Origin of the sequence: Hydrogenophaga aromaticivorans (assembly GCF_013387465.1) — a bacterium.
GTDB lineage: Bacteria > Pseudomonadota > Gammaproteobacteria > Burkholderiales > Burkholderiaceae_C > Hydrogenophaga > Hydrogenophaga aromaticivorans.
In genome coordinates, this window is record NZ_VYGV01000016.1 from 156,250 (window position 1) to 182,379 (window position 26,130).

Genomic DNA, 26,130 nt, shown 5'->3' on the forward strand with positions numbered 1-26,130 from the left:
TTTCTGAATCTCAAACGAAGCGCAGGCTGGTGCTGCCCATGCCCTGCACCTTCAGGGTCACGGAATCGCCTGCGGCGACAGACACCGCTTCGGTGATGCCGCCGGACAAAATCAGCGTGCCGGCGGGGATCTCTTCGCCGCGCGCGCCCAGGTGGTTGGCGAGCATGGCGATCGCGGTGGCCGGGTGGCCGAGCACGGCTGCGCCGGCGCCGAAAGCCACGGGCAGGCCGTTCTTCTCCATCACGATGCCGACGGTGCGCAGGTCCTGGCCGTCGACCTTCATGGGCTGGCCGCCGACCACGAAGCGCGAGGCCGAGGTGTTGTCGGCGATCACGCTCTTGAGGTCGAATTTGAAGTCGCGGTAGCGGCTGTCGATCACCTCGATGCCGGGCAGCACGAAGTCGGTCGCGGCCAGTACGGTGCCCATGTGGCAGCCCGGCCCGCTGAGTGCGCGCTTGAGCACGAAGGCGATCTCGGGTTCGACCTTGGGGTGGATGAGTTCGCTGGTGGTGACCTCACCGCCGTGCGGCACGGCGTAGTCCTCGGTCATCCAGCCGAACACGGGCGAGCTCACGCCCATCTGCTTCATCTTGGCGAACGAGGTGAGGCCCGCCTTGAGGCCCGCGAGGCGCAAGCCGCGCGCCTGCTTGCGCGCGAGAATGGCGGCCTGGATCGCGTAGGCGTCGGCCCAGTCCATGTCTGGGTGGTCGTCTGTGATCTTGGTGGTGTCCTTCGCCTGCAGCTGGCAGTTCTCCAGGTGTTCGGCGAGGGTTTCGATGGTGGCTTTGTCGAGTGTCATGGTGGTGTCCGGTCTGAAAAGGGCGGGATCAGTTGAAACGCACCGAGCACTCGCCCAGCCCGCCGATGGAGACGCGGAAGAAGTCGCCCTTGGCGGCCGGGAACATGGCGGCCAAAGCGCCCGAAAGGATCACGTCGCCGGCCTTGAGCGGGATGCCCAGGCGGCCCATGGTGTTGGCCAGCCAGGCCACCGAGTTCAGCGGCGAGCCCAGGGCCGCGGCGCCGGCGCCGGTGGCGACCACCTCGCCGTTTTTCTCCAGCACCATGCCGCAGGTCTGAAGGTCCAGTGCGAGCGGGCTGACCGCGCGGTCGCCGAGCACGAACACGCCGCACGACGCGTTGTCGGCCACGGTGTCGGTGATCTTGATCTTCCAGTCGCGGATGCGCGAGTCGACGATCTCGAAGCAGGGCATCACGCACTCGGTCGCGGCCAGCACGTCGGCAACGCCCACGCCCGGGCCCATCAGGTCGCGCTTGAGCAGGAAGGCGATCTCGCCCTCGGCCTTGGGCTGGATCAGGGTCGAGGTGTCGATGGACTCGCCCTGGTTGACGATCATCGCGTCGGTCAGGTAGCCGAAGTCGGGCTGGTGCACGCCGAGCATGTTCATCACCGCCGCCGAGGTCACGCCGATCTTCTTGCCGACGATGCGCTCACCGTCCTGCAGGCGGCGTTGCAGCATGCGCTCCTGGATGCGGTAGGCCTGCTCGATGGTGATGTTCGGGAAGCGGGTGGACAGCGGGTCGACGACCTGGCGGTCGCGCAACGCGGTGTAGAGCTCGTCGCCCAGGGTTTCGATGGAGATCATGGTGTTGGTGCTTTATGTAGAGGTCTTGTCGGCTTCGGCGAGGAAGTTGGCGACCAGTTGCGCGAAGCGCGCGGCGTGTTCGATCTGCGTCCAGTGGCCGCAGTGGCCGAACACGTGCAGCTGGCTGTTGGGTATCCACTGGCTCAGCGTGAGCGAGTTCTGCAGCGGGATCACCTGGTCCTCGCGGCCATGCACGATCAGGGTCTCATGCGGCAGCGCGCGGATCGCGGCTTCCGGGCTGGCCATGGCTTCGACCCAGCGCTGGCGCGGGGCAGGGAACATGGCGGAAAACGATTCCTGGAAACCGGGGCGGATGCTGGCCTGGTAGCGCAGCTGGGCCAGCTCGTCGGTGACCAGCGCGCGGCTGTGGGCAAAGATGTCCAGCAGGCGCTTCATGTTCTCCAGCGAGGGCTCATAGCCCCAGACCGCGTCGAGGCCCGGGGTGATCAGGAACGGCACGCCGACCGAACCCATAAGCACCAGGCGGCGCACGCGCTGCGGCGCGCGGATGGCCAGTGCCAGCGAGAGCGCACCGCCGAAGCTGTTGCCCACCACGTCGGCTTTCTCGACGCCCATCGCGTCCATGACATCGAGCGCCTGCTGTACCCAAGTGTCCATGTTGTAGGTGATGTTCGCGGGCCGGTCGGTGTAGCCGAAGCCCACCATGTCGGGTGCGATCACGCGGCGGTCCTGCGCAATGGCGGGCATCGCCAGGCGCCAGTTGGCCCAGGCGCTCACACCCGGACCCGAGCCGTGGATGAACAGCACCGGCGGCTGACCGGGTTTCGATTCACCCAGGTCGTGCACGTTGGTGTTGAAGCCGCCCGTGCGGACGCTGCGCGCGACTTCGGGGTTGTGCGGCGCGTTCACAGCTTCACCATGACGTTTCTGAGTTCCGTGTAGAACTCGAGCGAATGCACACCGCCTTCGCGGCCGATGCCCGAGGCCTTGGCGCCGCCGAACGCGGTGCGCAGGTCGCGCAGGAACCAGCTGTTGATCCAGCACAGGCCGACCTCGATGGCGGCGGCCATGCGGTGCGCGGTGCCGAGGTTTTGCGTCCACACGGTGGTGGCCAGGCCGTAGTCGGTGGCGTTGGCCAGCGCAATCGCTTCCTCTTCGGTGTCGAACGGTGCGATGTGGCAGCAGGGACCAAAGATCTCTTCGCGAACCACGCTGGCGCTCTCAGGCAGACCGGTCCAGATCGTCGGTTGCACGAAATGGCCGTTGGCGAACTCGCCCTGCATGGCGGGCACACCGCCGCCGGTGACGACGGTCGCGCCTTCGTCCTTTGCCTTCGCGTAGTAGCCCAACACCTTCTGCCGGTGCTCGGCGGATATCAGCGGGCCCAGGTTCACGCCGGGTTCGTCGGACGGTCCCACCTTCAGGCCTTCCGCGCTGGCCTTCAGCGCGGCCACAAACCGGTCGAAGATCGGGCGCTGCACGTACACGCGTTCGGTACCCAGGCAGACCTGGCCACAGTTCTCGAACGCGCTGCGCGTGATGCCCGCGACGGCCTTGTCGAAGTCGGCGTCGTCGAACACGATGCCGGCGTTCTTGCCGCCCAGCTCGAAGCTGACCGGGCGCACGCCTTTCGCTGCGGCGGCCATGATGGCTTCGCCGGTGCGCGTTTCGCCGGTGAAGGTGATGCCGTTGACGCGCGGGTGCTTGGTGATGAACTCGCCCGCCGATCCGGGGCCGAAACCGTGCAGCACCTGGTACACGCCCTTGGGCACGCCCACCGCGTTCATCACCTCGCCCAGCAGGGTGGCGGTGGCGGGGGTTTCTTCGGAAGGCTTGACGATCACCGTGTTGCCGCAGGCCAGCGCGGGGCCGACCTTCCAGGTCATCAGCAGCAGCGGCAGGTTCCAGGGGCAGATCACGCCGACCACGCCCAGCGGTGAACGGATGGCGTAGCTCACGGCAGTGCCGCCGTCGGGCGTGGTCATCTGGAAACTCTCGGTCGGCACGTTTTTCACGATGTCGGCGAACACCTTGAAGTTGGCCGCACCGCGCGGGATGTCGATGTGGCTGGCCAGCGAGCGCGGCTTGCCGGTGTCGGCCAGTTCGGCTTCGAGGAAGTCGTCGAAGCGGCGGTTGATCTCGTCGGCCACCGCGTGCAGCAGCTCGGTGCGCTTGACCACGCTCATGCGACCCCAGTCGCCCTTGAGCGCGGCGTGCGCGGCGTCCACAGCGGCGTCGACCTCGGCCTGACCCGCTTCGTGGACCAGGCCGACCACGGCGTTGGTCGCCGGGTTGCGGTTCTCGAAGGTCTTGCCGGTGGCGACGAACTCGCCGTTGATGAAGTTGTGGAACTGTTTCATGTTGCGTGAGGGAGATGAAAAATCAATCTAGGCCCAGTGCCTTCAGGCCGGCGCGGGCGCAGGCTTCGTCCTGCTCGGCCGAGCCGCCGGAGACACCGATGCCACCGATGCGGGCACCCTGTTCGACGATGGGCAAACCGCCGCCGAACAAGACCAGCCGCTGGCGCTGGTTCAGGCCGATGCGCAGCAGCTCGTCGTCGCCGATCACGCCGCCCCACTTCGAGGTCGGGAAACCAAAGCTCGCGGCGGTGTAGGCCTTGTCGATCGCGATGTCGATCGAATGCAGAAAGGCATGGGGCATGCGCAAGAAAGCGGCGAGCGTGCCCGAAGCATCGGTCACAGCCACGTTGATGCGTATGCCCAATGCTTCTGCGTGCGCAATCGCCGCCTGGCAAGCCAGCGAGGCCGCCGATGCGGTGATGACTGAAGAGGGAACTGAGAGAGCGAGTGACATGAAAAGAGGAGGCGTTGGAACGAGAGGTCTTCAACCCAGGGGCACCGTGGAACCGGCTCTGCCGGGCCACAGGTGCCGTCCCCCCTCCAAGCGCCGCAGGCGCGCCAGAGAGGGGGGAAGCCGCGTCAGCGGCGCAGGGGGGTGATCACGTGTACACGTCGGTGAACGAAGCCACCAGATCACCTGTGTGATAGAAGATGCCGCTGCCCAGCATGTCTTCGGTCCAGGTGGTGACGGGCCGGTCGCGCTGGGCCAGGTAGCCCATGCCGGCGAAGGTCTCGTTGCGGTTGCCGCTGGGGTCGAAGAAGTAGATGGTCTCGCCGCGCGTGATGCCGTGGCGGGTGGGCGCCACATCGATGCGCACCTTGTTCTTGGCCATCACGTCGGCGGCCTTGAGCACGTCGTGCCACGAGTCCAGGAAGAAGGCGATGTGGTGCAGGCCGCTCTTGGCGCCGCCCACGAAGGCGATGTCGTGCGGCGTGGTGGTGCGGGCCATCCAGGTGGCGGCCTGCATGTTGCCTTCGGGTCCAACCAGCACCTGCTCGGTCAGGAAGAAGTCCAGCGCCTCGGTCATGAAACGGGTGTTGTCGGCCACGGTGTTGATGCCCGCCTCGGGGTTCATCTCGCACATCAGCAGCAGGTGGTCCAGCCAGTGGGCGCCGGCGCCCTTGAGGCCATCGGGCCAGGGGTCGGGGTTGGTGGTACCGACTTCGGTGCCCACGTATTCCTTCATCGCGTACAGGCGCATCTCGTGGCCGCTGGGCAGGTTGAACTGCAGCATGCGGCCGGTCGAAGGCAGCGTGCCTTCGGGCAGCACGTTGGTCTTCACGCCCCAGGCTTCGATCTTCTTCTGCAGCTCGTCGAGGTCGCTGTCCTTCTCGACCTTGTAGGCCACGTGGTTCAGGCCGGCCTGGTCCGACGGCGTCAGGATCAGCGAGTACTTGTCCCACTCGTCCCAGCACTTGAGGTAGACGTTGCCGGCCTTGTCTTTCATGGTCGTCTTCAGACCGAGCACGTTTTCGTAGTGCCTGATCGCGGCGTCCATGTCCATCACTCTCAGGCTCGCGTGCCCGATGCGCATCACACCCATGTCTTGTCTCCTTCGGTTGGTTACTGCTGCTGAATCGAAGGGCTGGCAGTCGCAGACTCTGCGCGCCCTTTTGAAAACGGTTTGTTCAACTTGCCGGCCACTTCCAGGTCGACCGGCGTCTGGGGCGCCACGCGGCAGGCCAGCGTGTAGCCCAGGGCTTCTTCTTGTGCGGTGACATGGGCCCGGCTGATCGGGCCCAGCGCCTTGATCTCACCATCGAGGATGCGGACCTTGCAGACACCGCAGCCGCCGTTGACGCAGCCGACCGGAATGCCCTTGCGACCCAGGCGCAACATGCCGGTGAGCAGGCTTTCGTTGCCGGCGCACGGATAGGTCTCGTCCGTCTGGGCGACATGGACAGGGAACTTGGGGCGTGAATCGAACAGGGACATGTCTCAGGTCTTCTTGAACGCAGCAGCGTCAGCTGCGGAAGATAGGACAGCTCGGTCATACCGTCCAATACCAAATGTCGTCGACCCTATACTGCTGAGGTATTGCCTGAAGAATGGGGAGACACCATGGACCTGAAAGACATGCGCCAGTTTCTGGCGGTGGCCGAAGAGCGCAACTTCACGCGCGCAGCCGAACGCCTGCACATGGCGCAACCGCCGCTCTCGCGCCAGATCAAGGCGCTGGAAGAAGAGATGGGCGCGCCGCTGTTCCTGCGCACCTCGGTCGGTGTCGATTTGACGGAAGCCGGGCAGACCTTGTTGAACGAGGTGCCCAACCTTTTGCGCATGGCGAAGAGCGCCACCGAGCGCACCCGCCGCGCGGCCCAGGGGTTGACGGGACAACTCGACGTGGGCCTGTTCGGTTCCGGTGTGCTGGATGTGATTCCGCGCGTGCTGGCGCGCTTCCACCAGGAGCGCCCCGAGGTGCGCATCGTGCTGCACAACCTCACCAAGTCCGAACAGTTGCAGGCGCTGCGCGAGCGCCGCATCAGCGTGGGCTTCAACCGCCTGGTGCCGCCCGAGCCCGACCTGGTGATCGAGACCGTGTTGCGCGAGCCCATGGTGGTGGCGATGCACGAGTCGCATCCGCTGGCCCGGCGCAAGGTGGTGGGTGTGGCCGACCTGGATGGTTTGCCGCTGATCCTGTACCCGAACGTGCCCATGCACGGGCTGGCGCAGGAGGTGGCTGAGGCGTTCCGGCAGGAGGGCGCGCGGCTCGCGGTGGAGCAGGAAGTTGAAGACGTGGTGACGGCGGTGGCCCTGGTGGCCGGTGGTTTCGGACTGGCGGTGACCACTCGCTCGGCCAGCAGCCTGCGCCTGCCGGGTGTGGTGTTCGTGCCGTTCCGCAGCCGTCACCTCAAGGACCTGGAGCTCAGCTGCCTGTACCGGCGCGAAGACCCCTCGCCGGTGCTGCGGATGTTTCTGGGTGTGGTGCATGAACATGCCCGGTCGGCGCTGAAGGGGTTCAGACCTGCTTGAACAGCGGGCTGCGCGTGGCCTGTGCGTCGGCCGCCGAGAGGAACTTCTCGGTGTAGATGTCGCGCTCGAACAGTCGGCCCTGCATCAGGGTCGTGATGGCGGCTTCGATCATGGGCGGCGGCCCGCAAAGGTAGGCCTTCTGGCCCGCGAAGTTGCCGCCGAAATGCGCCTTGGCGGCCTCGTGCACGAAACCGCGGAAACCGGCCCAGTCCGACCCCTCGGGCTCGTGCGACAGTGCAGGCACATAGCTGAAGTTCGGGTGTTGCGCGGCCAGCGCGCGGAACTCGGCGTCGTAGTACAGCTCCTCGCGCGAGCGCTGGCCGTAGACCAGGGTGATCGGCAGCGAGCTGCCGCGCGCGAGCAGGTCCAGGATCATCGAACGCGGGCTCGACAACCCCGATCCGCCGGCCATGAACAGCATCGGCAGCTGCGCAGATTCGCGCACGAAGAAGCGGCCATACGGACCGGCCACGCGCAGACGGTCGCCGGTCTTGAGCTGTTCATGCAGCCAGGTGGTGCCGGCGCCGCCCGGCAGCTTGCGCACGTTGAGCTCGATGCACATGCTGGCCTTCACGTCGGCGGGATCATTGGCGATGGAAAACGCGCGGCTCTGACCGAGTCCGGGGATCTCGACCTGAACGTACTGGCCGGCCTGGAAGTCAATGGCCTTGTCCAGCTGCAGGTGGATCGCCTTGATCGTGGGCGTGAGGTCTTCGATGCGGGTCACTGTGGCGGCGAAGTCGCGCACCGGGATCACACGCGCATCGGGCTCTTCGTCGATGTCGGCCTCGATGGTGGTGTCGCTCTGCAGCGTGCAGCAGCAGGCCAGCGTCTTGCCTTCGTCGCGCTCGAATTCCATCAGCGCAAACGGGTTGGCCGCGCCGTGGTCCACATCGCCGTCGCACACCTGCACCTTGCACGAACCGCACAACCCGTGCCCGCAGGCGTGCGGCAGGTAGATGCCCTGCCGCAGCGCCGCGTCGAGCACGGTTTGGCCTTCTTCGACCTCGATGGTCGCGCCCAGGGGTTCGATGGTCAGTTGGTAGCTCATGGACGGATCAGCTGAAACTTCCCTTGATACCGGTCAGACCGGGCGAGCGGAAACGGATCGCATCCTTGTGCACTAGGCCGTTGTCGGCCAGCGATTTGGCCGGATCGGGTTGCCAGGGCTGGCCGTTTTTTTTCCACTCGGCCTTGTCCCAGTCGATCTGGGCGAAGTCGGGGTGGTAGCCGTAGATGCCGGGCAGCACAGCGGCAGACAGCGCACCGAAGGGTGTGTCCGGCGGCAGCGGCAGGCAGAAGGGCGCGCAGAACATCAGGTGGTCTTCCCAGCCGATGTAGAGCAAGGGCGCGGGGAAGTTCTCGCGCACATCCTTCATCGGGAAATCGTAGGTGCCGATTGCAGTCACGCTCATTTCGTTTCTCCTTGTGCGCCTTCACCGCGCCAGGCGGCAAAGTTTTTCTGGTCTTCCGAGCCTTCGAAATCGAAGTTGTCGCGGCCCACGTTCATCTCGTAGTAATCGAGCACGGCCAACAGCGGATCGAAACCTTCGGCGGTCGGGTCGGTGCCTGGCTTGAAGCAGTGGCCCTGGTAGATCTGGTGCACCGGCAGCCAGCTCTGGATGTATTTCTCGGGTTCGTGTTCGAAGATGCCCTTGCAGTGGTCCGAGCAGAAGTGGTACTTGTTACCGAAGTAGTCGCTCTCGCGGTAGCAGATCTGGGTCGGGTCACCCTCTTCGGTGAACAGCATGGGGATCTGGCAAGTGGTGCACAGCATCGGCAGCGTCTTGTTGTAGAAGCGGTTGCCGGCTTGCTGCTGCTCGCGGAAGTACTCCAGGCGCGGGCGGTAGTACTTGTCAAAACTGTCGGGGTACTTCTCCGACAGCCACTGCATTTCTTCCTCGCTGGGCACCCAGGTGTGGAAGGGGGCGGCGGCGTTGTAGTTGTAGAAGGTGTTCCAGGCCTGGTGGCTGATGTGGTCCTTGCCCTCGCAGGCCTGCTTCCAGCCGGCGGGCTCGCGGATGCCGTAGCGCGCCAGGTCCTTGAAGAGTGCACCGCCGTTTTCTTCGGCGTACATCTCCCAGGCTTCTTTCCAGCTCATCACGCGCTTGGGCAGCATGTAGTCCTGCATCATGGCCACCAGGGTGAGCAGGCGATAGCCGCGCCAGAACCACTTGTCGATCCAGCCCTGCACGATGGGCACGTTGGCCGGGTCCTGCTCCAGCAGGAACTTGATGCATTCGATGCCCAGCGTCATGTGACGCGACTCGTCGCTCTGTGCGCTGAAGCCGAAGGTCACGGTGGACATGTCGCCGTTGTGCGCCGCGCCGCTCATGAAGGGCACGAAGAGCAGGTTGGTCAGCACGTATTCGAACGAGAAGCTCACCGCCACGAGGAACTCGAACGGGCCGCCGGTGATGGCGTCTTCAAAGAAGCTCTTGGGCACCGACAGGTACCAGACGCGGTCGAACCAGTGGTTGGACTGGTGCATGCCGTTGAAGTACTTGTTGTAGTGGCTGATGGCATGCGTTTCGGTCTGGTAGTGGCGCAGCTCGTCCACGCTCTGCATCTGCGCGGCCACGCGCGCTCCCTCGCCGGTGAACTGCCGGCCCACGTGGGCGAAACCGCGGTGCGCGTAGTACTCCAGCGGCGTCACGCCCTGGATGAAGAGCTTGAGCGCGTTGATGTAGCGCGCGTCGGTGACGCCGAGTTGGCCGTTGTTCTGCGCAAAGGCCTCGATCACGGCGTAGAGCTTTTTCTCCTTCTCGCCCTGGTACTTCCAGTAGGCGTCCATGGTGAGGCGGAACGGGTCTTCCCACTTGTTCCAGTCGTGGATCTTGATGCCCTCGTACTTGTCGTAGGGGAACACCTTGTCCATGGGCTGGTAGGTGGTTTCCCAGCCCAGTCCGCGGGTCATGGCGGCGTAGCGTTCTTTCAGGCCGAGCTTTTTCTTGGTGACACGGGTGTCCATGTTTGTCTCCTGGTGAAATTCAGTGGGTCAACGGCGCGCACTGCGTTTGGTCAGTGCTCCCGTGGAACCGGCTTTGCCGGGCCACAGGGAGCGTCCTCCTCCCGAAGGAGAGGGGGAAGACGCGCAGCGGCGCAGGGGGTGCATCTCAATGTTTCCAGCTGAGCGTCAGCTGGTCGTCGTCTTCGTCGATGTGGCCCGAGAGCGTGACGAGGTTGACGTGGATGGCCTGCAGGTCGTAGGGGCGACCGGTGATCTCTTCGATGGTTTCGCGCCGGATCGTCAGGCGGCCGGGGGCGTCGATCTTTACCATGCCGGGCGAGTGCACCACCCGGGCGTCGGTGTTGTCTGCGGCAATGGCCTCGATCACGGGGCGGGACTCTTCGTTGTCCTGGAAGGCGATGAATACGTTGGACATGGGGTTTCCTGGTGAAAGCGGGAGGGGCGTCCGTCAGGCCAGCACACCGGCCTTGCGGCTGCGGGTGTTGAGCTTGTCGCGGGCTTCGGTCAGGGCGGATTCGCCGTGTTCGCCCAGCGCCAGACGGGCCACGGGCGACAGCGCGGCCTGTGCGCGGTCGGCCCAGTCCTGGGTCCACTGCGCGATCAGCTGGCGGTTGGCATCGCTTTCGCCGGCAGCGGCCTTCACCACGGCGTCGATCCAGCGCGCGGTCTCGTCGTGCCATTCCGGCATGAACGCGGTGAGCATGGCCACGGCCGTGCCGCCTTGCAGAGCGATGTGGTCGTCCACGAAGCTGCTGTAGATCAGTGGGTAGAGCAGGCCGTCCAATGCCAGGTTTTGCGCCACGAAGTGCTCAAACGGGTCCTGCACCACCAGGCTGTCTTCCACATAGCGGCGCAGACCCTGCCACTCGGGCGCGTCCAGCCAGGCCTGTTTGCCGGCGTCCAGCACATCGGGTTCGGCCAGCGCCAGACCCAGGCGGGTGAGGTATTGCGCCACGCCCAGGTTGTCCATGGCGTGGAACATGGCGGGTGCCGTGAAGGCGGTGCCGTAGCCATAGGCTGCGATCGACGCGTTGTTCATGTTCGCGCCCCAGGCGGCGTGGCGCAGCGGGAGCAGGATCTCCAGCGCCTTTTCCCGCACCGCGTCGGGGATCATGGCCACCATGCCGCGCTGGTCGACGAACTGGAAGTTGGATTCCACCGCGTCCTGCTGGCGTGCGCGGGTCATGGTCCAGTTGGCGTAATAGAACTGGCGCGGGTCCTTGAGCACATACCAGTCGGTGAGCTTGACCTGGCTGCGCGAGGCGTCAAACAGTTCGTGCGCCGGGTCCCAGGTGGGCCGGTAGTGGAAGTTGGTCATCGGCTGGGCGCCGAGCGTGGCCTCCTGGTAGCGCGAAGCGGCCTTCTCGTGGCCAATGTATTTGGCGACGTGGGCAAAGGTGTTGCGCAGCGGGGTGATCTCGCGCGCCTGCAGGTCGATGTTCATCGGGGCTTGTCTCCGTTGGAATGGTTGTTGAACACTCACGCGTCCAGACGCTGCACCCGGTTGTTGGCGCAGAAAGCCTCGAAAGCGGCTTCGGGCAGCATCAGTTCCACCGCCAGCTCGGGCCAGCCGATCGAGAACTCGAAACTGACCAGCCCGTCGGCGCGCCGCTCCATCACGCGCACGAAACGCAGGGAGGTGTCGCAGGCGGGCAGGGGGAGGTCGGTGCTCGGGTTCATGGCGGTTGTGGCGGTCGTGGACGTGTGCTTCTTTGCAGGCACCGTGCCAATGAAGCCGCAGATACGGTGAAAATCTCGATATTTAGTCGTCCCTGAAGAATCCCCGGAGCCCGCATAAACACTGGTCTTTGGGGTGATGGCCGATGGCCGGAACTCCCAGTTTGATTTCCAATAGGGGCTGTTTTCTGGGAGTTCTGCCGTGCTGTTTGCCTGCCCCGCCACCGACGATTTCTTCCGTTCGCGCATCGATCACATGATCGACCTGCGCCATCCGCTGGCCGTGCTGTCCTCGCGCATGCCCTGGCAAGAGATCGAAGCGCGGGTGGCCCAGGTCTTCTCCCGCAAAGGCCGCGCCGGCGTGGCCATGCCAGACCTGGACCTCTTCGGTGAACAAGCACTGCGCGCACCGGCGACCAGCAACGCAGGACGCCCCCGGGTTCCGCTGCGCATCATGATCGCGCTGCTGTACCTCAAACACGCCTTCAACGAGTCCGACGAGGGCGTCGTCGAGCGCTGGGGAGAAACACCGACCTGGCAATTCTTCTCGGGCCAGGCGTACTTTGAACACCACCGCCCCTGCGACGCCACCACCCTGGTCAAGTTCCGCCAGTTGCTGGGCGAAGAAGGTGTGGAGGAGCTGCTGGCGCAGACCATCAACGTGGCCGTGGACCTCAAGCTGATCAAGCCACAAGAGCTCACCCGCGTGATCGTGGACAGCACGGTACAGCACAAGGCCATTGCCCACCCCACCGACAGCCGCTTGCTGGAGACGGCACGCGCCAAGCTGGTGGAGGCGGCCAAGGACGCCGGCATCGATCTGAAGCAGACCTTTGCCAAGGAGGGTCAGCACCTCAGCCACAAGGCCGGGCGTTATGCCCACGCCCGCCAGTTCAAACGCATGCGCAGCGCCATCAAGCGCCAGCGCACCATCGTCGGCCGACTGCAGCGCGAGATCGATCGCAAGGCCAGCGCCATCGGGGCTGCCGTGCGGCAAGCGTTGGGCGAGACCTTGAACAAAGCCCATCGCATCGTGGCCCAGAGCGGCCAGCGCAAGGCTGCCGATGGACAACCCAAGCTCTACGCCTGGCATGCGCCCGAGGTGGATTGCATCAGCAAGGTGCGACGTGAAGTCGCTTACATCATTGTCTCGCCCGCCCACAAGGTTGGAGACGAGACCGGCCGTTCCGTCGGCCGTAGCCTACCTGTGCATGCGCTGCTGGCAACGGCGGCGTGTGAAGCCACAGGGATAACGTATCGGGCCTTCGGGCCGCGCCGGCTTCCGCGAGGAAGCGGCGTCACCTGCCAGCATCACGGCGGATGGGATGCAAGGCTGAGTGGCATGGTCAACAGAAGTGAACTGCTACAGGCATCGTTATGCATAACAAGCCAAAGATGCTGACAGGCTTGAACCAAAACGGTACGTGGTCGGCTGCGCCTCCCTTTGCTACGGCGCACACGGATATGAAGACCACCGGTGTACAGGCAGGACCTACCCCACGCGTTGTGATGTATGCGGAACACGGTAAGCCCGACGAGCCGCCGGTAACGGCAGGTCGACTGCGAGGAAGACTGATGGCTCAGCGGGTAGAGGAATGCGGAGCAAGCAAATGTCGTTCTGTAATCGAACGAATACGGGCTGCAACATCGTCCGGCGCGAAAGCGAGCTGACTTCCGCGAGGTCTTCCATGGCAAGAGAGCCTGAGAAACCGCGATCAGGAGGAAGGCAGATGACGGTGCCAGCACGCACGGCGAGAGCCACTACTGCCAGCACTGGTGCGCCTCCAGCCTTTGAGGAAACATGGGATCAGATCAACTGGGACCAAGCCACCGAAGAGGTCACGCGGCTACAGGTGCGTATTGCCAAGGCTACACAGGCTGGCAGGTGGAACAAGGTCCAGGCCTTGCAACGCCTGCTGACCCGCTCGCACAGCGGCAAGCTGCTTGCCGTCAAGCGGGTGACGGAGAACGCAGGCAAAAGGACGGCAGGCGTCGACGGCAAGATCTGGAAGACGCCGATGTCGAAGATGAAGGCATCGCAAGCACTGACGCACAGGGGCTATCAGCCGCTGCCACTACGGCGCGTGTACATCCCGAAGAGCAACGGAAAGAAGCGCCCGCTGGGTATTCCGACCATGCACGATCGGGCCATGCAAGCGTTGTGGTCGCAGGCGCTGAACCCTGTTGCAGAAACGACGGCCGACAAGAACTCGTATGGCTTCAGGCCCCGGCGATCGACGGCCGATGCCATAGAGCAATGCTTCAATGCGCTCGCCAAACGCGACTCCGCGCAGTGGGTTCTTGAGGGAGACATCCGGGGCTGCTTCGACAACATCAGTCATGACTGGCTGTTGAAGAACATCCCGATGGACAAGATCGTCCTGCGCAAGTGGCTGCATGCGGGATTCATCGACCAAGGAGTGCTGTTCCCCACTGAAGCAGGAACGCCGCAGGGTGGGATCGCTTCTCCAGTCCTGGCCAACATGGCACTGGATGGCATCGAAGACGCGGTGCGCTCGGCCTTGGGTCGCAGCCCGAACGCGCGACAGCCAGCCAAGGCGCACGTGGTCCGCTATGCGGACGACTTCATCGTGACTGGCGCAACAAGGGAACTGCTGGAGCTGCGTGTCAAACCGGCCGTCGAGGAATTCCTCGCGGTGCGCGGCCTGCAACTGGCGCCCGAGAAAACGCTGATCACGCATATCTGCCGAGGGTTCGACTTCCTCGGGCAGAACGTCCGCAAGTACGGGGACAAGCTTCTGATCAAGCCCGCACGCAAGAGCGTGGCTTCGCTCCTGGACAAGGTGCGAGAAGTGCTGGGAAAGAACAAGGCTGCCACGCAGGCGCAGGTGATCATGTTGCTCAATCCAATCCTTCGGGGCTGGGCGATGTACCACCGGCACGTTGTGGCCGCGGCGACCTTCTCACGGATCGATCATCTCGTGTGGACCAAGTTGTGGGTGTGGGCCAAACGCCGCCACCCACGTAAGCCCATGCGCTGGATCAAGGCGCGGTACTTCGAGCGCCACGGTCTGCGCGATTGGGTATTCGCATGCGCCAATCGGCCGCCGGAGTTGGCCTTCAGGCCGATGCTGTTCCGGCTGGCTGGGCTGCCCATCAAGCGCCACACGAAGGTTCGCAGCGATGCCAACCCGTTCGACCCAGCATGGACTGCATACTTCCAGCGTCGTGCCAATGCTCGCTGACTCCGTTGTGAAGAACCCGGTCCGATCTCGGGCTGTTGGAAGGCTTGAGCCGTGTGCTGGGAAACTCGCATGCACGGTTCTCAGGGGAGAGCACGCCGGCAACGGCGTGTTCTTACCCGACGGCAAGGCCAAACAGCCCTACGAGTTCGGGGTCAAGGTGGGCATTGCCAGCACACTGCGGGGCAACCTGATCGTGGGGGCCAAAGCCTTCCACGGCAACCCGTACGATGGGCACACCCTGAACGAACAGCTGGAGCAGGCCGCGATCCTGATGCAGGACAGCCGATCAAAACCCGCGACGGCGTTCGTCGACTTGGGCTATCGGGGTGTAGATGCGGACAACCCGGATGTGCACATCGTGCACCGGGGCAAGGCCAAGAGGATCCGCGAGCAGGAGCGACGCCAGCTCAGGCGGCGCCAGGCGATCGAGCCGATCATCGGCCACCTCAAGACCGATCACCGCATGGACCGCTGCCACCTCAAAGGTGAACGGGGTGATCGGCTGCACGCGGTGCTGTGTGCTGCGGGCTACAACATCCAATGGCTGCTGCGCATGATTGCCCGTAAGGGCATCACCTTCTTGCAGCGACTTTATTTGCGCCTGTGCATGGTGGCGAGCGTGTCGCCGAACTGGCAAGACGCGCTGGCTACTTTGCTCACACGCACACTCATCGGCTCAGTCCAGCGCCCCGTCGGCGCCCGCTTCTGAATAAATCAGGGACGACTAAGTCCTGCGGGTAGTTGAATGAAATGAAATGGGATGCGGTGTGATGGCGGCTGGCGCTCAGGCCGGGCGGGTGTCGGCCTCAAGCAGAAAATCCTCGACCAGCCTGGCAAAGCGTGCGGCGTGTTCAATCTGCGTCCAGTGACCGCATTGGCCAAATACATGCAGTTGCGCGCGCGCAATCCATTGCGAAAGCAGAAGCGAGTTCGACAGCGGAATCACAGCGTCTTCACGGCCATGCACGATCAACGTGTGATGCGGCAAGGCGCGAATGTCGCCTGCCGCACCCAGACCTCCATGCGGTACTGCGTGCCCTCTGGAGGATTGGCGGGGTCGGTCGGGCGCTCGGTGTAACCGAAGCCCAACAAGTCAGGCGCCACCACACGGCGCGTGTGGGCCAGCACCGGCAACAGCAGACGCCAGTTGGCCCAGGCGCTCACGCCCGGGCCGGAGCCGTGCAGCAGCAGCACCGGACGTTGGTGTGGAAAGAACCGGTGCGGATGCGCTGGCCGATTTCGGGGTTGGTGCTGTTAGACATGACAGGACTCAAAGTTTGATGCAGACGTTGCGCAGCTCGGTGTAGAACTCCAGCGAGTGCACGCCGCCTTCACGCCCGATGCCAGAGCCCTTGGCACCACCAAAAGCGGTGCGCAGATCACGCAGGAACCAGCTGTTGATCCAGCAGATGCCGACCTCGACCTGCTTGGCCACGCGGTGGGCGCAACCCAGGTTCTCGGTCCAGACCGTGGTGGCCAGGCCGTAATCGGTGGCGTTGGCCAGCGCAATCACCTCCTCTTCGGTGTCGAACGGGGCAATATGGCAACAGGGGCCAAACACCTCTTCACGCACCACGCTGGCAGTCTCGGGCAGACCGGTCCAGATGGTGGGCTGTACCCAGTGGCCATGGCCCAGTTCGCCGGGCATGGCGGGCACGCCACCGCCGGCGACCACCGTGGCGCCTTCCGCGCGGGCTTTGTCAAAGTAGGACAGGACTTTTTGTTTGTGCTCGGCTGAAATCAGCGGACCCAGGTTGACCCCGGCCTCGTTGGACGGGCCAATCTTGAGGCCCTCAGCCTTGGCCTTGAGCGCGGCGACGAACTTGTCAAAAATCGGCCGCTGCACATACACCCGCTCGGTGCCCAGGCAGACCTGACCGCAGTTCTCGAAAGCACTGCGCGTGATGCCGGCCACGGCCTTGTCAAAATCGCAGTCAGCAAACACGATGCCGGCGTTCTTGCCGCCCAGCTCAAACGACACCGGGCGCACGCCTTTGGCGGCAGCGGCCATGATGGCCTCGCCGGTGCGGGTTTCGCCGGTGAAGGTAATGCCGTTGACGCCCGGGTGCTGGGTCAAGAATTCGCCGGCCGAGTTCGGACCGAAGCCGTGCACCACGTTGTACACGCCAGGCGGAATGCCGACCTTGCTCATGACTTCACCGAGCAGGGTGGCGGTGGCCGGGGTTTCTTCCGATGGCTTGACGACGACGGTGTTGCCGCAGGCCAACGCTGGGCCGACCTTCCAGGTCATCAGCAGCAGCGGCAGGTTCCACGGGCAGACCACGCCGATCACCCCCAGCGGGGAGCGGATGGCGTAATTGAGCGCCTGGCCGCCGTCGGGGGTGGCCATCTCAAAGGTCTCCGTCGGCACGTTTTTGATGATGTCGGCAAACACCTTGAAATTGGCCGCGCCGCGCGGAATGTCGATGTGCGAGGCCAGGCTGCGCGGCTTGCCGGTGTCGGCAATTTCGGCTTCCAGAAATTCGTCAGAGCGGCGGATGATCTCATCGGCCACCGCATGCAGCAACTCAACCCGCCGGGCGACGCTCATGCGGCCCCAATCGCCCTTGAGCGCGGCGCGCGCGGCGCGCACGGCGGCATCGACCTCGGCCGCGCCAGCCTCATGCACCAATCCGATGACATGGTTGTCAGCCGGGGCGCAGTTCTCGAAAGTGGTGTCAGTGGCGACGAATTCGCCGTTGATGTAGTTTAGAAACTGTTTCATATTTTGGCTTTCAGTCTGAAATCAGACAAATCCCAGTGCCTTCAAGCCTGCGCCTGCAATAGCCTCGTCCTGCTCCTCAGTGGCGCCGGATACGCCGATGCCGCCAATGCGCTGACCGTTCTCAATAACCGGTAGCCCGCCGCCAAAGGCGACGAAACGCGGCCTGCGTACGATGCCTTCACGTACTGCCGATGAGTGCTGCTGCAGTGCTGCAGTCCACTGGCTCGTGGCCAGACCGAAACTGGCTGCGGTGTAGGCTTTGTCAATGGCAATTTCCACTGAATGCAGCGGTGCGCCGGGCATGCGCAAAAAGGCCGTCAGCACACCGCTGGCATCGACCACGGCGACATTCACGCGCACGCCCAAGACCCCAGCGGCCTTGACCGCTGCGCCGACGCAGGCGTGTGCTGCCGCCCAGTCGATCATGGGCTGCGCAACACTCAATGGAGTTCGTTCTATGGTTATCTTTCCGCGATCAGGTGTAGACCTCGGTGAAAGACGCAGAAAGCACCCCGGTATGGTAGAAAATCGCGCGCCCCGCCTGATCTTCGGTCCAAGTTGTCACCGGTCGATCACGTTGGGCTTGGTATCCCAGACCAGCAAACGTCTCGTTGCGATTGCCACTAGGGTCAAAGAAGTAGATCGTTTCTCCACGCGTGATGCCGTGACGCGTAGGTGCCACGTCAATGCGGACCCTGTTCTTTGCCATCACATCACCAGCCTTGAGCACGTCGTGCCAGGAGTCGAGGAAGTACGAAATGTGATGTATGCCAGGTGTTGGGCCACCGACAAAGGCGATATCGTGCGGCTTGCTGGAACACGACAGGAACGAAGCCAACTGGAACGCCCCGTCTGGGCCCACGGTCAGTTGCTCGGTTTGGAAAAAGTCCAGCACGTCGATAAAAAACCGGGTGTTCTCGGCTACCTTGTTGACACCCTTGCCCGGATCGAACTCACACATCAGAAGGCAGTGGTCAAGCCAATGGGCGCCGGCGCCGCGGATGTCGTCCGGCCAGGGGTCAGGGTTGGTGGAGCCGACGTCGGTGCCAACACACTCCTTATGTGCAAACAAGTGCATCTCGTGGCCGCTGGGCAAATTGAACTGCAGCATTCGTCCGGTGGAGGGCAGCGTGCCCTCGGGCAGCATCGTGGTCTTGCCGCCCGAGGCTTCGATGCGCTGCTGCAGCGCATCGAGGTCGGCGTCTTTTTCGACCTTGTAGGCCACGTGGTTCATGCCCGCCTGGTCCGAAGGCGTGAGGATTAGTGAGTACTTGTCCCATTCATCCCAGCACTTCAGGTAGACGTTGCCGGCCTTGTCCTGCATCGTCGTCTTCAGGCCCAGCACGTTCTCGTAGTGCTTGACCGCCGCCGCCATGTCCATCACTCTCAGGCTAGTATGGCCAATTCGCATTACACCCATAATAGTTCTTCTTTTACTTGGTTAAAACATGGTTCGCCTGTGCAGCGAATCCTTTGGAAATAGGCTTCGCCAGCCTGCCAGCCTGCCAGCCTGCCAGCCTGCCAGCCTGCCAGCCTGCCAGCCACTTCGAGCCGCACCGCAACGGTGGGCGCCACCCGGCAGGCCAAGGTGTATCCCAGAGCTTCCTCCTCAGCCGTCACGTGCGCGCGACTGATTGGCCCCAGCGCCCGCACCCGCCCTTCGACGATGCGAACCTTGCAGACCCCGCAGCCGCCGTTGACGCAACCCACCGCAATGCCTTTGCGCCCCAGGCGCAACATGCCCTGCAACAAGCTCTCGTTGGTGGCACATGGGTAGGACTCACCCGTCTGCATGACATGGACGTTCACCTTCGTGTTAGTTTCGAACATCATCGTTGCAGCACCTTCACACGCGCTTGAAAAGTGGGCTGCGCGGTTGGTATAAGGCTCTGGCCCAAAATCTGAGCTCACTCATAGTCGTATAGAATTTCCTGATCAATCAGAGCAAAGAGCGTATCGCCTTCAACCTTGCTGTCGTAGCGTTTCAACGGCTTTTGAGCCAACCCCATTGGATTACCTGTTTCCAAATCCCATTGCCATAAATGTTTGTGGCATGTTAGCGTCCGGCCATCACAAACCCCTTCACACAGCGGCTCTTCCAAATGAGGGCACATTGGCGGGATCACAACCGGCTGGTTTTCGCCGCGCACTACCGCAACCAGAACTCCTTGCACATCGAACTCCGCAATCTGATCCTTCTCCAGGTCATTCAGCGAACAAACTTTTTTCCAGGGCATTATCTATTTCCTTTCAACCAAAATCATCGGAACGAATTGCCAGTGGGTTCAACTTGCCGTGCACGATCAGCGTTTTTACCGTGGCTTGTACCATCGGCTTCGGGCCGGAGACAAAAGCGATACCGCTTAACGAGCCGTCGCTTGCCAGCTCGCGGACAGCGTCATGCGCATAGCCGGCCACGACCCTGCCAAAGTCCCTGACTTGCTTCTGCAGATTATTGACGTCGCCGTCGCGCGGTTCGGACAACGCGATAACCACGTCGAGGCGACCACCTGAACGTTTCGCAAGATCGATCACCTCATTCAGCAAAACGGTGTCTTCGCCCGTCCGCACTCCATAAACCAGCCGCGCCGAACCCGGCTCTCTACGGTGCACCCAGTCGAAGAGGATGGGAAGCATGGGTGCAATTCCGGTGCTTCCGGCCACGCATGTGATCTCGCCGTGCTCCGATTCGTCGTACAGGCATGCCGAGCCAAGGGGGCCGAATACCCGCAGCGGCATGCCGCTCGAATCCGCCGAACGCAATAGGGCATCAAACTCGCCTCCTTGTCGAGGCTTTACGAGCAGGCGGACGCGGTCTACCGGAGAACGCTCGACGTTTGAAATCGATAGCGCGCGCGGGCCGCTCAAGCCGTCAAACCAGACCAGAATGAACTGGCCAGGAATGAAGGTGAAAGCACAATCGAGTTGCAGCTGCAGTTCCGTGACGCCAGGAGCAAGAACAACTGTTTTCACCAAGCGCCCGACGTGATAGTCGGGAACAGGCAAGAGGGAGCGGATATATGCCGCGCTTTCGCTTGCGCGCAATCGGACCGGACTCGTTACCGCGGACTGGCACGACAGCACCCGGCCGGCTTGGCGCGCCTTCGCTGAAAGCCCCGGCGCGGCTTGCCAGAGATCGCCGACCTCCCCTTCCGTCACTCGCGCTACGCAGGTTCCGCAAGTCCCGCTTGCGCAGGAATAAGCCAGTGGAATTCCTGCACGCAACGCTTCGTAAAGAAGCACGCCCTGCGGCGGAACATCGAAGCAATAGGTTTTCTGTTCCGTCTCGATGCTGACTGGTACGACGGATCGGATTGACTCCGAAAACGTACTCAGCTTTGATAACGCGTCCATCATATGCCTTGGGGTTCTATTGAAATTTCAGCGAGCGTCTTTTTCCGCATGCTCAGGCCGGCGAAAACTACCCAGATAAAGGCCGCGCAACATGCCGCGACAGCGCCCCAGTAGAGCGGCTTCACGCCGGCGAAGTCCGCGCTCCAGGCAACTATCGGCAATATGGCAAGCATCAGTCTTTCAATCACCGAAAGCGGTCGCCCCAGCCATCCGACCAAACTGATCGTCAGGAGGAAAATCGAGAGCGATGTGACCACGATTGCCTCCACGACAGCCGTGAACGTCGCGTTGTAGAGAAGCAGCGCAGGATAGGTGAACAGGAAGAATGGAAGGATCATTGACCCTGCTCCCGCCTTCATGGCGTCCAGGCCTGAACGCATGTAGTTGGCCCCGGCGATTCTCGCGGTCAGCATCAATGTTGGCGCGACCGGCGGCGTGAAATTGGAGAGGATGGTCATATACATGATCAGGAAATGCGCCACGATTGGGGCGGCCCCCAGGTTGATCAGCACGGGCGCCAGGGTTACGGCCAGCACGGTGTACACCGCGACCCCCGGCATGCCCATGCCCATGAGATACGCCGCCACCAGCACCAGCAGGAAATTCGCCAGTACGCTCGTCCCGCCAATCTCGCCGACGATAAAACCAACAATCATTCCGAGCTGCGTAATATCCAGCGACGCCATCACGACGTCGAGCACCCCGGATGCCATGCCGAGCGCCGCGCCGTTGATCGCTGCATTCAATATGGCGCCCATCCAGACCTTGGGGTCGCGCTCAAGCCGAAAAATCAGCGCCAGAACAGCGATGGAAACGATCGACCAGAAAACCGCCAGTGGAACCGACATGCCTTCCATGATCAGCACAACCATCACAGCGATCGGAAGAGTGAAGCTGATGCCGACTCTCATCCCGCTATGGTTTGCATCCGGCTGCACTTCACCTTCGACCGGCGCTCCCGTGCCGCCATTCCTTCGATAAATCAAGACCACGAAAAGCAGCAGTCCCAGATAGAAAAGGATCGAAGGCACGATCGCCGCAAGCACTATCCTTGCATAGGGAATGCCGAGGAAATCGGCCATCAGGAACGCCACCATTCCCAGTACGGGCGGGGCAATCTGGCCGCCGGTGGAAGCGATGGCCTCGATTGCCGCTGCCTGCTCCGCCGTGTAGCCGTCCCGTTTCATCAGCGGTATTGCAATCGGCCCGGTAATGCCTACCCCCGCAGCGCCCACGCCGGAAAAGGAGCCCACCAGTCCGCTGGACACGACCGTCAGCGCCCCGGTGCCTCCACCTACGCGGCGCGCCAGATTGCTCGCGATAGTCCAGATGAACGCGCCCGCGCCGGATGCCTGCAGGACGGACCCGTAGAGCAGCAGCAGGAAGATGGCGGTGACGCTCAATTCGACGACATCGCCCAAGGCGCCGACCGTCAGCTTGGAAGTCACCCTGAGCAGGTCCGTCGACGGTGCGGTGAAAGGCGCCGGCAGATAACTGCCCAGATACGCGTAAACGAAAAAAACCAATCCGACGGCCGCGAATGCCGGGCCAAAGTAGAAGCCTGTCAGGACAAACATCCAGAACACCAGCACCCCGCCCGCCAGCATGTCGGGAGAAGAGGCAAAGCCGTATCTCGTTAATACCCCGATCTGATCGGTAAAGAAATAACACGCCGCCGGGATGACAGTCACGCAAACCAAAGCGGCCGCAAGCTTCGTCGTCCGGCCGGGATGGCGTCGCATGAGATCAAGCGTGAGCACGCCGATACCCATGCCAATGTGTATTACCTTCGACCCCATCGGCCCGAACGCGACAAACAGGTTGATCAAATGGAAGCCTACATAGACAAGAGCCAAGATGGCTAGTGTCTGCTCGGTCCACTTCGCGTTCGCGAATGCCAATTTCCAGTCTCTCATTGTATTTCTCTTCAGTTCTTTCATTGCCGGACCTTAAGCCAGAACGCTCAAGATCCGGTGCGCATACCCTAGCGAACTAACGCTTCCCGCTGATGCCCTCGAGACCATAAGTGAAACCTAACTCTTGGTAAGCGCGCCGTGCGCCTGGGTGGAAGTCCGCCTGCGGGACAGTCATGTGTCCGATTTTTTCCTTGAGCAACTTGCCTAAGGCATGGTCTTGCCCGAACTGATCGATGTGTTGCAGCGCGGTCTTGGTGATCTCATAGGCAACGTTTTCCGGCATGTCCGCGGAAACCCAGAATCCCGGAGTGAACGCGGAGGCCAGCGTGCCGGACTCCTCGCGCGCGACCTCGTAATCAAGGCCGTAGCTTTCTTTGAATGCCCCCTTTTTCACAGGCAGCGGCAGCAGTGGAAACCCGGTCATCTCCTGCGCTTTCTTGAACAACTCTTGCGGCACGTGAACCTGATAGATCTTCGATTTTCTCGCAACATCCGACGGGCCGGGCGGCAAGAGACGCATATTGATGATGCCCGCCCCGGAGGCGTCGATCACCTTATCCCCAAGCCGCTGCCAGCCTTGGTTAATGCTCACGCTGGGCAATGGATCGATCTTTGGCATGACTCCCGCCGCGATCAACAGCGGAGTCTGCGAGTTATACACATACGAACCGGGCAGCCCGATGTCTACCTTCTTGCCGGCCAGGTCATGAATCGTCCGAATCGCGGGATTGTTGGTGAACATGGCCACGGCACTATTCGGTGCGAAGGTCATGATCGCCTTCATGCGCGGCACCGGTTTGTCCCATGGCACCTGGCCCTTGTCGCCCAGGACCGGCTCGATGTGGCTCATCGTCAGCATCATGTACTGCCGCTTCTCCTTCGAGGCATTGGCGTAATCAACATATTGCTCTCTTCCTGCCGCAGGAAGCGATTCGATCCGCAGCGTCTTGCTGTTTTTTGCAATCAGTTTCTGCAAGGTGACGCCGGCAACCTGACCATAGGCTCCTTGCGGATAGGTATATAGGCGCACCACCGTCTGGGCCGTAGCGCTGGTGCCCCACATGGCGAATGAAATTGCGAGCAGTCCTAGTGCCGAATTTCGACGCCTGAATGCGATCGAAATAAAATCTGCGCGCGACCGCTTGGATGTCTTCGTGTACATATTGTCTCCTTTAGTTATGGAACTACTTTCGCCTTTATCTACAAATGATCTCAGGCAGTTGCGAAGCTAGATCGGAATATGAGATCCGAAAGGCAATCTACGTGTATCCATCATCACCAACCTCGAGCACAGAACAGGTACCCCCGACTCGAAACGGAATTGGTCTTGATACTTCCCGGTACAGTAGAGAATTGACGTCCCGTGAAGGTCAGTGTGGTAGACGCACAAGCCGCTTTCCACAACAAATAGCTCTGCCGAATCATCCTGACTGACTATATCGGTCCAGCCGAGTATTCTCCTGAATTGGCCCTTGTACTTTTCATGCATGGGGAGCTGCTTGAAGAGTAATTTCAACCCCTTATTGTCCTTTTCAAGCCAAGTAACTTCGCTGCGAATTTCGGGGCTATACGCTCGGATGGAATATTTGAAGTCGTCCGCGTAAGCGGCTACCCACTCGGAATAGTTTTCAGCGTCGAGCAAGCGGCATCCGCGTTCGATAACACGCCGTATCGCATGATGAGAATCTGAAACCGACACTTCAGGCATCTGGGCAAATATTGTTTTGTCTTGATCCATCTCTACTCCTGTTTTTCTTCGACCGCGAATGCGGCACATAATCCTGTATGACGCTCCCACTCACGATAAAACTCGCGAATCGGAAAGTCATCCTGGGTGAGGCGATTTTCCTCTCTCGCCATCAGGGAGTACTTCGAAGCCTTGCCCATGGTTTCCGTCTGTCTTTCTGCCGCAAGGCCATCTTCAGGAAGGTTTCTGCCGAACGGCCCCCAAAACTCTGCATGGTCTCGAATACGACGGTGCCTCATTTCTTCGGGCTCACCTTTGATGCCCAGACCTCGAAATTGAATTAACGTCTTTCCTGGCGCCAGGGGGATTTGGGTGTCGATTCGGAGTACGGAAGCGCGGCAATTAAGCATGACATCAGGGAAAATATCTAAAAGACGAAATTCATTTGACTTTAATCCCGGAAGCGTAAAATCCTCTCGAGATACACTGCCCTGCATTTTTTCGTATTGAATAATCAGCGGATCAACGGTCATATGGCCATTTGGAAATGCGTGCCACTTTCTTTCAAAGTACCCCGGATCTATCATGCTGGTCTTTCGATTAAGCACGTGCAGGAACTCATGATAAAGCTCCATGTTGGTCTCCTGCCAATGCTTCCAATCGGTATTCAAAACCTGTTCGTGAAAATGGAAAACCTCAAGATCCGCTCCATCGAAAACGTCGTCATACACGCTTAGGCATCCAGCAAGATATTCTTCAAGGGGTGATGCGTTGTCGTCCAGATTGACAAATACCAAGCCACGCATGATCTCGCATCGAACCTGCTTGAGCCCGCATTGAGCCTTGTCGATCTTTACGCATTCATACGCCTCTTCGCGAGGAATATCGATGCATTTGCCACGCACATCGTATGTCCACCTATGGAATAGGCATTCAAACTTGCGTGCATTGCCGGCAGTTTCTTCGACAAGTTTTACTCCACGATGAGAACAGGAATTCACCAATGCTCGAATCATCAAATCGGGACCACGGACAATCAGGAGCGGGATACCCGCCACCGTGGTTGTTCGAAAATCGTTTATTTGGGCGACCTCGGATTCGCAGCACACGAATTTCCATACTTTCGAGAAGATGGTCCGCTGCTCAATGTCGAATACTTCCTGGCTGCAGAAAATTTGATTATCTACATAATGAGTTTTTGGCAGTCGATCCCAAAAAATATTGGAATAAGCTGTACGGTTGCTCATATCACTCCTTTGTGCAATGTATATCCATTGAATAAAAATCAAATTCGAAGAGATCTAAATAAGAACCTGAATCCGTGATAAGAATCAGAGAATTTTTCATAATCTCTATCGAAATTAACAACTTAGCCGTCAAGTGCTATTCACCCAGAGGGTGAGAAAAACCATGACCGACTTCATTATCAAGAAGCTCAAATACGACCTCTCCTCCAATGCCGGTTTGACACTCGTGGGGCAATTCCTTAAGCGCACGGAGAGCAACAAGCGCGTTGACCATGCTTTTCCTCTCGCAGGCAAAGGCATCATCAATGGCGACATCTCGAAGAGCCACTTGGGCCTGTTGGTGCAAGGCAAGAACGACTTTGACGCCATTGAGGCGTTAGAGGCCATGAGTTCCGTCTTTTGCAGCCCGCTCGATTGATGAGCCCGAACTTGAGGTCGGGGTTGAAGT

The 26,130-nt window shown here is 61.4% G+C and carries 27 protein-coding genes and 2 pseudogenes; 5 read left to right on the forward strand and 24 right to left on the reverse strand.

The annotated features are described in order from the left end of the window. Positions 1–10: 10 nt before the first annotated feature. The 7 genes from dmpH to F3K02_RS17740 form a co-directional block, all read right to left on the reverse strand. Complete coding sequence (gene dmpH, locus F3K02_RS17710) at positions 11–799, reverse strand: 2-oxo-3-hexenedioate decarboxylase (RefSeq protein ID WP_177136958.1); 789 nt, start codon at positions 797–799, stop codon at positions 11–13. Between the two features lie 28 nt (positions 800–827). Then, positions 828–1,604 (reverse strand): 2-oxopent-4-enoate hydratase, encoded by a 777-nt coding sequence (gene dmpE / locus F3K02_RS17715; RefSeq protein WP_177136959.1) that lies wholly within the window; start codon positions 1,602–1,604, stop codon positions 828–830. A gap of 12 nt (positions 1,605–1,616) precedes the next feature. Continuing rightward, positions 1,617–2,474 (reverse strand): alpha/beta fold hydrolase, encoded by an 858-nt coding sequence (locus F3K02_RS17720; protein WP_177136960.1) that lies wholly within the window; start codon positions 2,472–2,474, stop codon positions 1,617–1,619. Then, positions 2,471–3,925 (reverse strand): 2-hydroxymuconic semialdehyde dehydrogenase, encoded by a 1,455-nt coding sequence (locus F3K02_RS17725; RefSeq protein WP_177136961.1) that lies wholly within the window; start codon positions 3,923–3,925, stop codon positions 2,471–2,473. The genes F3K02_RS17720 and F3K02_RS17725 overlap by 4 nt, the downstream gene beginning before the upstream one ends. Before the next feature lie 22 nt (positions 3,926–3,947). Next, positions 3,948–4,379 carry a GlcG/HbpS family heme-binding protein gene (locus F3K02_RS17730; RefSeq protein WP_177136962.1) on the reverse strand — a complete coding sequence of 144 codons (432 nt, stop codon included), beginning with the start codon at positions 4,377–4,379 and terminating at the stop codon, positions 3,948–3,950. 145 nt (positions 4,380–4,524) lie between these two features. Continuing rightward, positions 4,525–5,469, reverse strand: coding sequence for a catechol 2,3-dioxygenase (locus F3K02_RS17735; RefSeq protein ID WP_177136963.1), 945 nt, complete (start codon positions 5,467–5,469; stop codon positions 4,525–4,527). Positions 5,470–5,489: 20 nt separating this feature from the next. Next, complete coding sequence (locus F3K02_RS17740; RefSeq protein ID WP_177136964.1) at positions 5,490–5,861, reverse strand: 2Fe-2S iron-sulfur cluster-binding protein; 372 nt, start codon at positions 5,859–5,861, stop codon at positions 5,490–5,492. A 126-nt stretch (positions 5,862–5,987) separates the two neighbouring features. On the opposite strand from F3K02_RS17740, the gene F3K02_RS17745 reads away from it, so the two are divergent. Then, positions 5,988–6,899, forward strand: a complete 912-nt coding sequence (locus F3K02_RS17745) for a LysR family transcriptional regulator (protein WP_177136965.1) — start codon at positions 5,988–5,990, stop codon at positions 6,897–6,899. Here F3K02_RS17745 and F3K02_RS17750 read toward each other — a convergent pair. From F3K02_RS17750 to F3K02_RS17775, 6 genes are all read right to left on the reverse strand, one after another. Continuing rightward, positions 6,886–7,950 carry an NADH:ubiquinone reductase (Na(+)-transporting) subunit F gene (locus tag F3K02_RS17750; RefSeq protein WP_177136966.1) on the reverse strand — a complete coding sequence of 355 codons (1,065 nt, stop codon included), beginning with the start codon at positions 7,948–7,950 and terminating at the stop codon, positions 6,886–6,888. The genes F3K02_RS17745 and F3K02_RS17750 overlap by 14 nt on opposite strands. Positions 7,951–7,957: 7 nt before the next feature. After that, positions 7,958–8,314: a phenol hydroxylase subunit P4 gene (locus F3K02_RS17755; RefSeq protein ID WP_177136967.1), complete on the reverse strand. Its 357-nt coding sequence runs from the start codon at positions 8,312–8,314 to the stop codon at positions 7,958–7,960. Further along, on the reverse strand, positions 8,311–9,870 hold the full coding sequence (locus tag F3K02_RS17760; RefSeq protein ID WP_177136968.1) for an aromatic/alkene/methane monooxygenase hydroxylase/oxygenase subunit alpha: 1,560 nt from the start codon (positions 9,868–9,870) through the stop codon (positions 8,311–8,313). The genes F3K02_RS17755 and F3K02_RS17760 overlap by 4 nt, the downstream gene beginning before the upstream one ends. A gap of 145 nt (positions 9,871–10,015) precedes the next feature. Beyond that, complete coding sequence (locus F3K02_RS17765; RefSeq protein ID WP_177136969.1) at positions 10,016–10,285, reverse strand: MmoB/DmpM family protein; 270 nt, start codon at positions 10,283–10,285, stop codon at positions 10,016–10,018. Positions 10,286–10,318: 33 nt separating this feature from the next. Beyond that, the gene (locus F3K02_RS17770) at positions 10,319–11,314 is read right to left on the reverse strand and encodes an aromatic/alkene monooxygenase hydroxylase subunit beta (RefSeq protein WP_177136970.1); all 996 of its coding nucleotides are present in this window, start codon (positions 11,312–11,314) and stop codon (positions 10,319–10,321) included. Positions 11,315–11,349: 35 nt separating this feature from the next. Then, the gene (locus tag F3K02_RS17775) at positions 11,350–11,550 is read right to left on the reverse strand and encodes a phenol hydroxylase subunit (protein WP_177136971.1); all 201 of its coding nucleotides are present in this window, start codon (positions 11,548–11,550) and stop codon (positions 11,350–11,352) included. Positions 11,551–11,749: 199 nt separating this feature from the next. Here F3K02_RS17775 and F3K02_RS17780 point away from each other — a divergent pair, with 199 nt between their 5' ends. The 3 genes and pseudogenes from F3K02_RS17780 to F3K02_RS17790 form a co-directional block, all read left to right on the forward strand. Then, positions 11,750–12,949: an IS5 family transposase gene (locus tag F3K02_RS17780; protein ID WP_343067104.1), complete on the forward strand. Its 1,200-nt coding sequence runs from the start codon at positions 11,750–11,752 to the stop codon at positions 12,947–12,949. Between the two features lie 328 nt (positions 12,950–13,277). Beyond that, positions 13,278–14,753: a group II intron reverse transcriptase/maturase gene (gene ltrA / locus F3K02_RS17785; protein ID WP_177136972.1), complete on the forward strand. Its 1,476-nt coding sequence runs from the start codon at positions 13,278–13,280 to the stop codon at positions 14,751–14,753. 91 nt (positions 14,754–14,844) lie between these two features. Further along, positions 14,845–15,462 (forward strand): annotated as a pseudogene (locus F3K02_RS17790) (transposase); the annotation flags it as partial. A gap of 75 nt (positions 15,463–15,537) precedes the next feature. Here F3K02_RS17790 and F3K02_RS17795 read toward each other — a convergent pair. The 11 genes and pseudogenes from F3K02_RS17795 to F3K02_RS17845 form a co-directional block, all read right to left on the reverse strand. Next, positions 15,538–16,015 (reverse strand): annotated as a pseudogene (locus F3K02_RS17795) (alpha/beta fold hydrolase). Between the two features lie 8 nt (positions 16,016–16,023). Continuing rightward, on the reverse strand, positions 16,024–17,478 hold the full coding sequence (locus F3K02_RS17800; protein WP_177136973.1) for a 2-hydroxymuconic semialdehyde dehydrogenase: 1,455 nt from the start codon (positions 17,476–17,478) through the stop codon (positions 16,024–16,026). A gap of 21 nt (positions 17,479–17,499) precedes the next feature. Beyond that, a complete protein-coding gene (locus F3K02_RS17805; RefSeq protein WP_177136974.1) occupies positions 17,500–17,904 on the reverse strand; it encodes a GlcG/HbpS family heme-binding protein in 405 nt (134 codons plus the stop codon). Positions 17,905–17,953: 49 nt separating this feature from the next. Beyond that, positions 17,954–18,898: a catechol 2,3-dioxygenase gene (locus F3K02_RS17810; protein ID WP_177136975.1), complete on the reverse strand. Its 945-nt coding sequence runs from the start codon at positions 18,896–18,898 to the stop codon at positions 17,954–17,956. Beyond that, on the reverse strand, positions 18,889–19,308 hold the full coding sequence (locus tag F3K02_RS17815) for a 2Fe-2S iron-sulfur cluster binding domain-containing protein (protein ID WP_177137538.1): 420 nt from the start codon (positions 19,306–19,308) through the stop codon (positions 18,889–18,891). The genes F3K02_RS17810 and F3K02_RS17815 overlap by 10 nt, the downstream gene beginning before the upstream one ends. A 77-nt stretch (positions 19,309–19,385) precedes the next feature. Further along, positions 19,386–19,715, reverse strand: coding sequence for a Rieske 2Fe-2S domain-containing protein (locus F3K02_RS17820; RefSeq protein WP_177136976.1), 330 nt, complete (start codon positions 19,713–19,715; stop codon positions 19,386–19,388). A gap of 13 nt (positions 19,716–19,728) precedes the next feature. Further along, the gene (locus tag F3K02_RS17825; protein WP_177136977.1) at positions 19,729–20,835 is read right to left on the reverse strand and encodes a 2Fe-2S iron-sulfur cluster binding domain-containing protein; all 1,107 of its coding nucleotides are present in this window, start codon (positions 20,833–20,835) and stop codon (positions 19,729–19,731) included. Next, on the reverse strand, positions 20,832–22,772 hold the full coding sequence (locus F3K02_RS17830) for a TRAP transporter permease (protein WP_177136978.1): 1,941 nt from the start codon (positions 22,770–22,772) through the stop codon (positions 20,832–20,834). The genes F3K02_RS17825 and F3K02_RS17830 overlap by 4 nt, the downstream gene beginning before the upstream one ends. 52 nt (positions 22,773–22,824) lie before the next feature. Beyond that, positions 22,825–23,910 (reverse strand): TAXI family TRAP transporter solute-binding subunit, encoded by a 1,086-nt coding sequence (locus tag F3K02_RS17835; protein ID WP_177136979.1) that lies wholly within the window; start codon positions 23,908–23,910, stop codon positions 22,825–22,827. 66 nt (positions 23,911–23,976) lie between these two features. Next, entirely contained in the window at positions 23,977–24,486 is a 510-nt protein-coding gene (locus tag F3K02_RS17840) for a nuclear transport factor 2 family protein (protein WP_177136980.1), read from the reverse strand. 2 nt (positions 24,487–24,488) lie between these two features. Further along, positions 24,489–25,682, reverse strand: coding sequence for an aromatic ring-hydroxylating oxygenase subunit alpha (locus F3K02_RS17845; protein WP_177136981.1), 1,194 nt, complete (start codon positions 25,680–25,682; stop codon positions 24,489–24,491). A 163-nt stretch (positions 25,683–25,845) separates the two neighbouring features. Between F3K02_RS17845 and F3K02_RS17850 the strand changes: the two genes are divergently transcribed. Then, a complete protein-coding gene (locus tag F3K02_RS17850; RefSeq protein WP_177136982.1) occupies positions 25,846–26,100 on the forward strand; it encodes a hypothetical protein in 255 nt (84 codons plus the stop codon). Positions 26,101–26,130: the final 30 nt, after the last annotated feature.